This is a genomic window from Acinetobacter wuhouensis (assembly GCF_001696605.3).
In the GTDB taxonomy this organism is placed as follows: domain Bacteria; phylum Pseudomonadota; class Gammaproteobacteria; order Pseudomonadales; family Moraxellaceae; genus Acinetobacter; species Acinetobacter wuhouensis.
Map to the genome: position 1 here is coordinate 229,320 of NZ_CP031716.1, position 13,118 is coordinate 242,437.

Annotated in this window: 6 protein-coding genes; all 6 read left to right on the plus strand. The window is 39.7% G+C overall.

The window, feature by feature from the left end; genetic code table 11:
- The first annotated feature begins 2 nt into the window (after window positions 1-2).
- The 6 genes from rplA to BEN71_RS01800 all read left to right on the plus strand — a co-directional run bounded on the left by rplA (window position 3) and on the right by BEN71_RS01800 (window position 12,983).
- Window positions 3-698 (plus strand): 50S ribosomal protein L1, encoded by a 696-nt coding sequence (rplA, locus tag BEN71_RS01775; protein ID WP_068973911.1) that lies wholly within the window; start codon window positions 3-5, stop codon window positions 696-698.
- Window positions 699-1,011: 313 nt separating this feature from the next.
- The gene (gene rplJ, locus BEN71_RS01780; protein WP_068973910.1) at window positions 1,012-1,518 is read left to right on the plus strand and encodes a 50S ribosomal protein L10; all 507 of its coding nucleotides are present in this window, start codon (window positions 1,012-1,014) and stop codon (window positions 1,516-1,518) included.
- Between the two features lie 48 nt (window positions 1,519-1,566).
- Window positions 1,567-1,938 (plus strand): 50S ribosomal protein L7/L12, encoded by a 372-nt coding sequence (gene rplL, locus BEN71_RS01785; RefSeq protein WP_068973909.1) that lies wholly within the window; start codon window positions 1,567-1,569, stop codon window positions 1,936-1,938.
- Between the two features lie 307 nt (window positions 1,939-2,245).
- On the plus strand, window positions 2,246-6,334 hold the full coding sequence (rpoB, locus tag BEN71_RS01790) for a DNA-directed RNA polymerase subunit beta (protein ID WP_068973908.1): 4,089 nt from the start codon (window positions 2,246-2,248) through the stop codon (window positions 6,332-6,334).
- Window positions 6,335-6,473: 139 nt separating this feature from the next.
- On the plus strand, window positions 6,474-10,667 hold the full coding sequence (rpoC, locus tag BEN71_RS01795; RefSeq protein WP_068973907.1) for a DNA-directed RNA polymerase subunit beta': 4,194 nt from the start codon (window positions 6,474-6,476) through the stop codon (window positions 10,665-10,667).
- Between the two features lie 96 nt (window positions 10,668-10,763).
- Entirely contained in the window at window positions 10,764-12,983 is a 2,220-nt protein-coding gene (locus BEN71_RS01800) for a tetratricopeptide repeat protein (RefSeq protein ID WP_068973906.1), read from the plus strand.
- Window positions 12,984-13,118: the final 135 nt, after the last annotated feature.

Sequence of the window (13,118 nt, forward strand, 5' to 3'; positions counted from 1 at the left end):
ACATGGCTAAATTAACTAAACGTCAAAAAGCCATTGCTGCTGCTGTTGAAGCAAACAAAGTTTACACTTTGGAAGAAGCAGTACAAGTTCTTAGCAGCCTACCTGCTGCAAAATTCAAAGAATCTTTGGATGTTGCGGTAAACCTAGGTGTTGATCCTCGTAAATCTGACCAAGTTGTTCGTGGCGCGACTACACTTCCTGCAGGTACTGGTAAAACTGTACGTGTTGCTGTGTTTGCTCAAGGCGCTGCTGCTGAAGCTGCTAAAGCTGAAGGCGCGGACGTTGTTGGTTTTGATGATCTTGCTGAAAGCATCCAAGCGGGTAACCTTGACTTTGATGTCGTGATTGCTGCACCAGACGCTATGCGTGTTGTGGGTAAATTAGGTACGATCCTTGGTCCACGTGGCTTAATGCCAAACCCTAAAGTGGGTACTGTAACTCCTGACGTAGCAACTGCAGTTAAAAATGCAAAAGCTGGTCAAGCACGTTACCGTGTAGACAAAGCGGGTATCATCCACGCTGCGATCGGTCAAGTAGGCTTTACTGCTGAAGCTGTTCGTTCAAACGTTGAAGCACTTGTTGCTGACCTTAAGAAAGCAAAACCTGCAACTTCTAAAGGTATCTACATTCAAAAGATCACTTTGAGCTCAACTATGGGTCCTGGTCTTGTTGTAGACGTACAGAACGTTACTAAATAAGTTTTATTACTTATTAAAAGAATTTTAAAGCCCTGAGCAAGTTTTAAAGCATTGCTTTAAAACTTGCGCAAGAAACGCTCAGTCGTATTTTGCAGACTCAGGCAAACTTTGAATTGATAAATGAATGTTTATCAGCGTCAAAGACCTCAGGCGAGGGGAGTTTTCGGACTCGCTTCTTAAAAGTCCAGTCTGAGTAGACGCGGTGGTGTGATTTTTCCTCCTCCGCGTGTAAGTCCCAATGTTGCAAAACATGAGGCTTACGAATTGGGAGTGCATTCGGTTGAATGCATAAATTACCGCTAGGAGGTTTTCAATGGCTCTTCTTATCGAAGACAAAAAACAGATCGTAGCAGAAGTAACTGAAGTTGCTGCTACTGCGTTCGCTGCTGTTGTTGCTGACTATCAAGGTTTAACCGTTGAGCAGTTAACTACTCTACGTGTTGAAGCTCGTAAACTAGGTGTTAAAACACGTATCGTGCGTAACACTTTGGCTAAACGTGCACTTCAAGATACTCAATTCAATATCTTGAATGATGACCTTGTTGGTCCAACAATCTTAGCTTTCTCTACTTCTGAAGACGACATGGGCGCATCTGCTCGCTTGTTTGAAGAATTTGCTAAAACGAACAAAGCATTTGAACTTAAAGCTGCTGCATTTGACGGCAAACTTTATAAAGGTGCTGAAGTTAGCGTTATTGCAAATCTTCCAAACCAAGAAAAAGCACTTACTATGCTTGCCAATGTTCTTCAAGCTCCTATTTCGAAATTGGGTCGCCTTATTACAGCACTCAAAGAGAAAAACGAGTCAGAAGCAGCTTAAGCTTAAAAAATTTTACACACCATTCAATTTCCATTTGGAGTTATTCTCATGGCTTTAACAAACGAAGAAATCTTAAACGCAGTTGCTGAAAAAACTGTTCTTGAACTTGTTGAACTTATTTCTGCATTCGAAGAAAAATTCAACGTATCTGCTGCTGCTGTAGCTGTTGCTGCTGCTCCTGGCGCTGGCGCTGCTGCTGCTGAAGAACAATCTGAATTCAACGTTGAGTTGACTTCTTTCGGTGCTAACAAAGTTGCTGTAATTAAAGCAGTTCGTGAAGCGACTGGCCTTGGTCTTAAAGAAGCTAAAGATTTAGTTGAAGGCGCTCCTTCAGTAATCAAAGAAGCTGTTTCTAAAGAAGAAGGCGAAGAACTTAAGAAAAAACTTGAAGAAGCTGGTGCTACAGTTACACTTAAGTAATCTTAAGGGGAGTCGATTATTTAAAAATCGACTCCACAAATTGGCTGATGGCTCTTGGGTCATCAGCCTTTTTGCGTTACAATAATCGGCTCGATTTTAGATTGTTTGATGTAAAAATCATCAATTTTAAAAATAAATAAACACAATCAAACGCTTACCAATATTTTTCCATTTTAAAAATATTGTTAAGCGTTTTGTACCACTGAAATTTGCAGCATTTGTATAAAAGTGGTGGTCATATCGACCTGCGTAATTTCTTCTAAGTTCGTTCTGCAGGCGGACTTAGTTTACTTTCCGAGGACTCCAGATGGCATACTCATATACCGAAAAGAAACGGATCCGTAAGAATTTTGGTAAATTGCCCCAAGTCATGCATACTCCGTACTTGCTCGCGATTCAAGTCGACTCGTACAGAACATTTTTGCAAGATGGCAAAACTCCAAAAAATCGCGAAGATATCGGTCTCCAAGCGGCATTTCGTTCAGTTTTTCCTATAGAAAGTTATTCGGGCAATGCTGCTTTAGAATTCGTTGAGTATAGTCTTGGTAAACCAGAGTTCGATGTTCGCGAATGTATTCTTCGTGGCTCAACTTTTGCGGCACCAATGCGCGTAAAAATTCGTTTGATCATCAAAGATCGTGAAACGAAATCAATCAAAGACGTTCGTGAGCAAGAAGTGTACATGGGTGAAATGCCACTCATGACTGAGAACGGTACCTTTGTGATCAACGGTACTGAGCGTGTAATCGTTTCTCAGTTACACCGTTCACCAGGCGTGTTCTTCGATCATGACAAAGGTAAGACACACTCAAGTGGTAAAGTGCTTTATTCAGCACGTATCATTCCTTACCGTGGTTCATGGTTAGATTTTGAATTCGATGCGAAAGATTTAGTTTACGTTCGTATTGACCGTCGTCGTAAATTACTTGCGACTGTTGTATTGCGCGCACTGAATTTCAGCAATGAACAAATCTTGAATATGTTCTATGAAAAAGTGCCTGTATATCTTGATATGGGTAGCTACCAAATCGACTTAGTACCAGAACGTCTACGTGGCGAAATGGCACAATTCGATATCGTGGATAACGATGGTAAAGCAATCGTAGAACAAGGTAAACGTATCAATGCACGTCATGTACGTCAAATGGAAGCTGCTGGTTTAACAAAACTTTCAGTTCCAGATGAATACTTGTATGAACGTATTACAGCGGAAGATATTGCTTTACGTGATGGTGAAGTGATTGCTGCCAATACAGTGCTTAGCCATGAAATCTTGGTGAAAATTGCTGAAGGCGGTGTTAAACAATTTAACATTCTATTCACCAATGACATCGACCGTGGTTCATTCGTTGCAGACACTTTACGTGCAGATACTACAACAGGTCGTGAAGAAGCGCTTGTTGAAATCTATAAAGTGATGCGTCCAGGCGAGCCACCAACAAAAGAAGCTGCTGAAAACTTATTCAATAACTTATTCTTCTCTACAGAGCGTTATGACTTGTCTCCTGTAGGTCGTATGAAGTTTAACCGTCGTTTGGGTCGTCCTTACGAAGTAGGTACAGATCAGAAGTCTCGTGAAGTTGAAGGCATCCTTTCTAACGACGACATCATTGATGTATTAAAAACATTGGTTGAAATCCGTAACGGTAAAGGTGAAGTCGATGATATCGACCACTTGGGTAACCGTCGCGTACGTTCTGTTGGTGAAATGACAGAAAACCAATTCCGTGTAGGTCTAGTTCGTGTTGAACGTGCTGTTAAAGAACGTTTGAACCAAGCTGAAACAGATAACTTGTCTCCACAAGATTTGATCAATGCGAAACCTGTTGCTGCTGCAATCAAAGAATTCTTTGGTTCAAGCCAATTGTCTCAGTTCATGGATCAAAACAACCCATTGTCTGAAATTACACACAAACGTCGTGTATCAGCGCTCGGTCCTGGTGGTTTGACTCGTGAACGTGCAGGCTTTGAGGTACGTGACGTACATCAAACTCACTATGGTCGTGTGTGTCCTATTGAAACGCCTGAAGGTCCAAACATTGGTTTGATCAACTCGCTTTCAGTTTATGCGAAATGTAATAACTTCGGTTTCTTGGAAACACCTTACCGTAAAGTTGTTGATGGTCGTGTAACGGATGATGTTGAATATTTATCTGCGATTGAAGAAGTGGGTACTGTGATTGCACAGGCCGATTCGATTGTTGATAAAGACGGTAACTTACAAGAAGAATTCGTATCTGTACGTCATCAAGGTGACTTCGTACGTATGCCTCCTGAAAAAGTAACGCATATGGATGTATCTGCTCAGCAGGTTGTATCTGTTGCTGCGTCACTGATTCCGTTCCTTGAACACGATGATGCCAACCGTGCATTGATGGGTTCAAACATGCAACGTCAGGCTGTTCCTACTTTGCTTGCTGACAAACCACTTGTTGGTACAGGTATGGAAGCAAACGTAGCACATGACTCTGGTGTATGTGTGATCGCAAAACGTGGTGGACGTATTGAGTTTGTTGATGCTTCTCGTGTGGTTATTCGTGTCAATGAAGACGAAATGATCGCGGGTGAAGCTGGTGTAGATATCTACAACCTTATCAAATATACACGTTCGAACCAAAACACTTGTATCAACCAAAAAGTGCTTGTAAGCCTTGGTGATAAAGTGGGTCGTGGTGACGTTCTTGCTGATGGTCCTTCTACCGATGGTGGTGAACTAGCGCTTGGTCAAAACATGCGCGTAGCGTTCATGACTTGGAATGGTTATAACTACGAAGACTCGATCTTACTTTCTGAGCGTGTACTTCAAGAAGACCGTTTAACATCGATTCATATTCAAGAATTGTCATGTGTTGCGCGTGATACTAAGTTAGGTGCAGAAGAAATTACTGCTGATATTCCTAACGTAGGTGAAGCTGCACTGTCTAAACTTGACGAATCAGGTATCGTTTATATCGGTGCTGAAGTTGCTGCTGGTGACATCCTTGTAGGTAAAGTAACGCCTAAAGGTGAAACGCAATTAACTCCTGAAGAAAAATTGCTTCGCGCAATCTTCGGTGAAAAAGCGGCTGACGTGAAAGACTCATCTTTACGTGTTTCTTCAAGCGTAAAAGGTACAGTCATTGACGTTCAAGTGTTTACACGTGATGGTATTGAAAAAGACGAACGTGCTCAAGCAATTGAAAAAGCGCAGTTAGATGCTTACCGTAAAGACTTGAAAGAAGAATTCAAAATCTTCGAAGAAGCAGCGCGTGAACGTATTGTTCGCTTGTTGAAAGGTCAAGAGTCTAACGGTGGTGGTACAACTAAACGTGGTGACAAACTTTCTGAAGAATTGTTATCTGGTTTAGAGCTTGTTGAACTTCTTGAAATCCAACCCGTAGACGAAGCAATCGCTGAGCGTTTAACTCAAATTCAAGTATTCTTGAAAGAGAAGAGCCAAGAGATTGACGAGAAATTTGCTGAGAAAAAACGCAAACTTTCTACAGGTGATGAGCTTACAACTGGCGTATTGAAAGTTGTTAAAGTGTACTTAGCTGTTAAACGTCGCATCCAACCGGGTGATAAGATGGCGGGTCGTCATGGTAACAAGGGTGTTGTATCTAACATTTTACCAGTAGAAGACATGCCGCATGACATCCACGGTGTTCCTGTTGATGTGGTACTTAACCCTCTAGGTGTACCATCTCGTATGAACGTGGGTCAGATTCTTGAAACTCACTTGGGTATGGCTGCGAAAGGTCTTGGCGATAAGATCGACAAGATGATGAAAGAACAACGTACAGTTCTTGAACTTCGTGAATTCTTAGACAAGATTTATAACAAAGTTGGTGGCGAGCAAGAAGATCTTGATAGCTTAACTGATGAAGAAATCTTGGTATTGTCAGGTAACTTGCGTAAAGGTGTTCCTTTAGCAACGCCAGTATTTGATGGTGCAGAAGAAAGTCAAATCAAAGAGTTACTTGAACTTGGTGGTATTTCACGTACAGGTCAAACAGTATTGTATGACGGACGTACAGGTGAACGTTTCGACCGTCCAGTAACTGTTGGTTATATGTACATGTTGAAATTGAACCACTTGGTTGATGACAAGATGCACGCGCGTTCTACAGGTTCTTATTCTCTTGTTACGCAACAACCATTGGGTGGTAAAGCTCAATTCGGTGGTCAGCGTTTCGGTGAGATGGAGGTCTGGGCACTTGAAGCTTATGGTGCTGCTTATACACTTCAAGAAATGCTTACTGTGAAGTCGGATGACGTTGAAGGTCGTACTCGCATCTATAAGAACATTGTAGATGGTAACCATTATATGGATCCGGGTATGCCTGAATCGTTCAACGTATTGACCAAAGAGATCCGTTCTTTAGGTATCAACATTGAACTGAAAAATGGTGACTAATTAGTTCCATTGAATCTCCTTTGCGAAGCAATGCTTCTCACCTCTTGATAAAGAGGGGCAAGGGGGATTTCTCAGTGAAAAAACAATATTTGTGACCCAGTTGTAGAGTGAAAATCTCCACAACACACGGAGAAAAAAATTGAAAGACTTGCTCGATATCATGCGCAAAAAGACGGACTCAGACGGTCATGCTCCAGTAGAGTTTGATCGCATCCGTATTGGTCTTGCGTCACCAGAAATGATTAAGTCATGGTCTCACGGTGAAGTTAAAAAGCCAGAAACCATTAACTACCGTACGTTTAAACCTGAACGTGATGGTTTATTCTGTGCCAAAATCTTTGGTCCAGTAAAAGATTACGAATGCTTGTGTGGTAAATACAAGCGTATGAAATACAAAGGCGTCATTTGTGAAAAATGTGGCGTTGAAGTAACAACTGCGAAAGTTCGTCGTGAACGTATGGGTCACATCGAATTGGCTTCTCCAGTTGCGCATATTTGGTTCTTGAAATCATTACCAAGCCGTATTGGTTTACTCCTTGATATGACTTTACGTGATATCGAACGTGTATTGTATTTCGAATCTTATGTGGTTACAGACCCTGGCATGACGCCAATGGAGAAATACCAACTTCTTAACGATGAAGAATACTTCACTGCTTTAGAAGAACATGGTGATGAATTCAGCGCGAAAATGGGTGCAGAAGCTGTTCAAGACTTGTTGAAAGACATCGATCTTGAAGCTGAAATTTCTCGTTTACGTGAAGAAATTCCAAATACAACTTCAGAAACGAAGCTTAAAAAAGCATCTAAACGTTTGAAGTTGATGGAAGCGTTCAAAGAGTCGAACAACAAACCAGAATGGATGGTGATGAATGTACTTCCTGTACTTCCACCAGATCTTCGTCCGTTAGTTCCGCTCGAAGGTGGTCGTTTTGCGACTTCTGACTTGAACGATCTTTACCGTCGTGTGATCAACCGTAACAACCGTTTAAAACGTCTTCTTGACCTTGCGGCTCCAGATATTATCGTACGTAACGAAAAACGTATGTTACAAGAATCTGTAGATGCATTGCTTGATAACGGTCGTCGTGGTCGTGCAATTACCGGTTCGAACAAACGTCCGCTTAAATCTTTGGCAGATATGATCAAAGGTAAACAAGGTCGTTTCCGTCAAAACTTACTTGGTAAGCGTGTTGACTATTCTGGACGTTCGGTAATTACTGTAGGTCCATCATTACGTTTACATCAATGTGGTCTTCCGAAGAAAATGGCTCTTGAATTATTCAAACCATTTATCTTTGCGAAATTACAAGCATCTGGTCAAGCAACAACCATTAAAGCTGCGAAGAAAATGGTTGAGCGCGAAACGCCAGAAGTTTGGGACGTTCTAGCATCTGTAATTCGCCAACATCCAGTGATGTTGAACCGTGCACCAACACTTCACCGTTTAGGTCTTCAAGCATTTGAACCTATTCTAATTGAAGGTAAAGCGATTCGTCTTCACCCACTCGTTTGTGCTGCGTTCAACGCCGACTTCGATGGTGACCAAATGGCGGTTCACGTACCATTAACACTAGAAGCTCAGTTAGAAGCTCGTGCGTTAATGATGTCGACCAACAACATCTTGTCACCTGCGAATGGTGAGCCAATCATCGTTCCTTCTCAGGACGTTGTCTTGGGCTTGTATTACATCACACGTGATGCAATCAATGCCAAAGGTGAAGGCATGGTGTTCGCGGATACTCACGAAGTAAACCGTGCATTGGCAACAGGTCAAGTTGATTTACACGCTCGCGTTAAAGCACGTGTACACCAAACTGTAATTGATGAAAATGGTAACCGTGAGCAACAAACCATTGTTGTAGATACAACTCCAGGTCGTTGCTTACTTTGGGAAGTTGTTCCTGAAGGTATGGATTTCCAACAAATCAACGTTGAGATGACTAAAAAGAACATCTCTAAATTGATTAACTCTTGCTACCGTAAATTAGGTTTGAAAGATACCGTTATCTTTGCTGACCAATTGATGTACTTGGGCTTCCGTCAAGCAACACGTTCAGGTGTTTCTGTTGGTATGGAAGACATGTTGATTCCACCACAAAAACAAGCAATTATCGAAAAAGCTGAAGTTGAAGTTCGTGAAATCGAACAACAATTTGAACAAGGTTTCGTAACTGCAGGTGAGCGTTATAACAAAGTTGTCGATATTTGGGCGCGTACAAACGACCAAGTAGCGAAAGCGATGATGGATAACTTGTCATTCACAACTGTTAAAAACAAACAGGGTGAAGACGAGAAACAAAAATCATTCAACTCAATCTACATGATGTCTGACTCTGGTGCCCGTGGTTCGGCAGCTCAGATTCGTCAGCTTGCAGGTATGCGTGGTTTGATGGCGAAACCAGATGGTTCGATCATTGAAACACCAATTAAAGCAAACTTCCGTGAAGGTTTGACCGTACTTCAGTACTTCATTTCAACACATGGTGCGCGTAAAGGTTTGGCCGATACAGCACTTAAAACTGCGAACTCTGGTTACTTGACTCGTCGTCTTGTTGACGTAGCGCAAGATTTGGTTATTACTGAGCCAGATTGTGGTACTTTTGACGGTCTTGTTATGACACCGTTCATTCAAGGTGGCGATGTAATCGAGAACTTAGGTGCTCGAGTATTAGGTCGTGTACTTGCTGAAGATGCGAAAAAACCTGGTTCAGATGATGTTATTCTTCCACGTAACACACTCATCGACGAAAAACTTGCGAACTATTTAGAAGAGCAAGGTGTCGATGAAGTGAAAGTACGTTCAGTTGTAAACTGTGCGTCTACTTTCGGTGTATGTGCGAAATGTTATGGTCGTGACTTGGCTCGTGGTCACTTGGTGAATCCAGGTGAATCTGTCGGTGTAATGGCTGCACAATCAATTGGTGAACCTGGTACACAGTTAACCATGCGTACATTCCACGTGGGTGGTGCTGCAAGCCGAACTTCTGCTGCTAATAGCGTTCAAGTTCGTAACAAAGGTACAGTTCGTTTCCATAACGTTAAAACTGTACAACATGCTAAAGGTCACTTGGTATCTGTTTCACGTTCTGGTGAAATCGGTATTGCAGATGACATCGGTCGTGAACGTGAACGTTATAAACTTCCATACGGTGCGTCTATCTTAATCAAAGATGGCGAAGCTGTAGAAGGCGGCGGTATTGTTGCAACTTGGGATCCGCATACACATCCATTGGTTACAGAAGTTGCTGGTAAAGCACGTTTCAGCCAAATCGCTGATGGCGTAACTGCAACATCGAAGACTGATGATGCTACTGGTATGACGACTGTAGAAATCTTACCTGTAACAGCACGTCCTGCGTCTGGTAAAGATATGCGTCCTGCAATCGTGTTGGATACAGCAGATGGCGGTGAGCAATTCTACTTCTTGCCACAAAATACGATCGTAACTGTTCGTGATGGTGAAACAATCGGTGTCGGTGACGTTATCGGTCGTGTACCACAAGAATCTTCACGTACTCGTGATATTACCGGTGGTTTACCACGTGTAGCTGACTTATTCGAAGCGCGTAAACCGAAGGAACATGCAATTCTTGCAGAAGTTTCTGGTGTTGTTAGTTTTGGTAAAGAAACTAAAGGTAAAAACCGTTTGGTGATCACGCCTGATGATGGTTCTGAGATTTACGAAGAATTGATTCCAAAATGGCGTCAAATCAACGTGTTCGAAGGTGAGCATGTGAACCGTGGTGAAACCATTTCTGATGGTCCACAAAACCCACATGACATCTTACGTCTGAAAGGTGAAGTTGCATTAACTAACTACATCGTGAACGAAGTTCAAGACGTTTACCGTCTCCAAGGTGTAAAAATCAACGATAAACACATTGAAGTCATCGTACGTCAAATGTTGCGTAAAGTTGATATCACTGATGGCGGTGATACAAGCTTCATCAAAGGCGAACAAGTGGATTACATCCGCGTTGTGGGCGAAAACCAAGCTGTCTTGGCTCAAAACAAGTTCCCTGCGAAGTTTGAACGTCAATTGATGGGTATCACGAAAGCATCGCTTTCTACTGACTCGTTCATCTCTGCTGCATCGTTCCAGGAAACAACACGTGTGTTAACTGAAGCTGCTGTAACAGGTAAAGAAGATGATTTACGTGGTTTGAAAGAAAACGTTGTAGTAGGTCGCTTGATCCCAGCAGGTACTGGTCTTGCATACCACTTAGAACGTCGTCGTCAAGAAGCGGAAGCTGCTGAGCATGAATTGGTGAATGACTTCTCTGAAGTTGACCAAGCATTCTCTCAAGCTTTAAATGAAGATTCTTTCTAAGAACGCATTTAGATTTTGAAATGAAGAAGACGCCTTAGGGCGTCTTTTTTTGTATACTTCATTTAAAATTAAATACTTATTTTAAGTGAGGGGAAAATGGAGTTAATAGAAGCAGAAGAGCTGTTTAATCAAGCATTGGAAGCAGAGAAGAATAACGAGATTGACAGAGCAATTGAATTATTGTCCCAGATTATAAAATCTTCCGATGAGCTTAAAATAATTTATGCAAAAGCACAATTTAATCGGGGACTTTTATTAAACAAGCAAAATAAATTTGCAGAAGCTGAGGAAGCTTATAAAAAGGTTTTAAGAGAAGATAATGCTAAAGTATATGTTAAAGCACAATATAGTTTAGGTTTATTATTAAGTTATTTAAAAAGATATGAAGCAGCTGAGGAAGCTTATGGAAACATAATAAGAGAAGATAATAAGCAAATTTATGCGGGTACGCAGTTAAATTTAGGACTTTTATTAAACAAGCAAAATAAATTTGCAGAAGCTGAGGAAGCTTATAAAAAGGTTTTAAGAGAAGATAATGCTGAAGCATATGTTAAAGCACAGTTTAGATTAGGTTTATTGTTAAATTATTTAAAAAGATATGAAGCAGCTGAAGAAGCGTATAGAAAGGTTTTAAGAGAAGATAGTGCTGAAATATATGCTAAAGCACAGTTTAGTTTAGGTTTATTGTTAAATTATTTAAAAAGATATGAAGAAACTGAGGAAGCTTATAAAAAGGTTTTAAGAGAAGATAATGCAGAAGCATATGCTAAAGCACAGTTTAAATTAGGTTTATTATTAAATTATTTAGAGCAATTTAAAGAAGCAGAGAAAGCATTTAAAAAAGTTTTAAGAAAAGATAATCCTATAATATATGCAAGCGCTCAACTGAATTTAGGTTTTTTCTACCATAAAAAAGATCAAAGTCAATTATGTTTACAGCATCTAAGAAAAGTAAAAAGAATAGATTCTTGTTTTGCATATGCATATGCACAATATGCTCTATGGTTAAAAACTAACAATAAGATTTATTTAAAACATGTCTTGAAAACAGATGATGAAGAACAATTCTATAGTGCACAATTTCACTTAGGTGAATTGGAGTATATATCTAATAAATCTAAATTATCTCAGATATTAGATTATTGGAATAATATTTCAGAAAAGTCTGAATGGTATCCTAAGATATATTATAAAAAGCATTTAATAGAGAAAGTATTAAGTATTAAGAGCATTGAATCTTCGGCGCTATTGGATATATTTAAAAAAGTTGATTTACTTTTAAACTCATTAGTTATTAAAAATGAAAATGAAGATTTAATCGCGCATTACACTTCTCCTTTTGTTGCAAAATTATTGGTTGCTAAAGAGATTTGTGGATTTAAAGAAAATTCAAATATAAGGTTAAATACGATTGATTTGATGAATGATCCAACCGAAGGAGAAATTCTAAATCATTACTTAAATATTTCATCCGATTTGATTTCAACGAATGATCAGGCATTTATGGGTTGTTTTACTTTACATCATGATTCATTAAATCAATTTCGTCTTTATGGTAAGGAAGATCAAAAAGAGGGTAGCGGATTGAGTTTGATTTTATCAAATCTATTTTTTGAGCAAGAGAATAGTTTTTCTAATATCAGACTTCAAAATACCAGTAATTCAATTTCTGAAAGTAATGGTGTTACAGAAAATGATGATTCGGAAAGTGATCTTGATATTAGCTCTATAACGGAAAGTTTGAATGAAAAAATTATTCAAAAATTGCCTTTATATCGTTGTATTTATATTGATCCAGACTCAAAGCTTATTGAAATATCACACCGAGAAGAATGGACGTTTTGTAGAGAAGCAAAAAGTTCAAAGAGTGATAAATGGGATAATTATTCAAAGGATATAAAAGAATTACGTGATGGAGTAAGAGAAGAGTTTCAAAACTTGGAAAATTTAATACAACCTTTGTATCAAAAAATTTCTAAAAATATAAAAAAATACTTGAATGAAGCTGAACTTTTAGCCGAAATTTTATTACCACTTAGATTCCTGGTTAAACACATGGCATTCAAAGAAGAACAAGAGTGCCGTGTTGTTTATGTAACTCAATGGGATGATCATTTTGTTCAGTATGATCAAGATAGGAATCGTTTCTATATAGATTATGGTCAAGATGTTGTTACCCATTTGAAAAAAATTTATTTAGGTCCTCATGCAGTACATGAAAAAAATATGTTTGAGTATTTATGTGCTCATGCAAAGCAAAATAATCGAACAGAACATGAGGTGAAGATTAAAACTTCACATAATCCTTTAAGATAAGTGATAAAAAATAATGAAATGAAAAAGACGCCTTAGGGCGTCTTTTTTTGTATTTGGATTGAAGTAAATAAAAGACCTTATGATTGTGTAACACTGACTACGGTCTTGCTGAAATGATTGGTTTTGCTTATTTCT

What these genes read in the sequence shown, in the direction of transcription:
- rplA (WP_068973911.1), top strand. Translation starts at nt 3, where the DNA reads ATGGCTAAATTAACTAAACGTCAAAAAGCCATTGCTGCTGCTGTTGAA.
- rplJ (WP_068973910.1), top strand. Translation starts at nt 1,012, where the DNA reads ATGGCTCTTCTTATCGAAGACAAAAAACAGATCGTAGCAGAAGTAACT.
- rplL (WP_068973909.1), top strand. Translation starts at nt 1,567, where the DNA reads ATGGCTTTAACAAACGAAGAAATCTTAAACGCAGTTGCTGAAAAAACT.
- rpoB (WP_068973908.1), top strand. Translation starts at nt 2,246, where the DNA reads ATGGCATACTCATATACCGAAAAGAAACGGATCCGTAAGAATTTTGGT.
- BEN71_RS01800 (WP_068973906.1), top strand. Translation starts at nt 10,764, where the DNA reads ATGGAGTTAATAGAAGCAGAAGAGCTGTTTAATCAAGCATTGGAAGCA.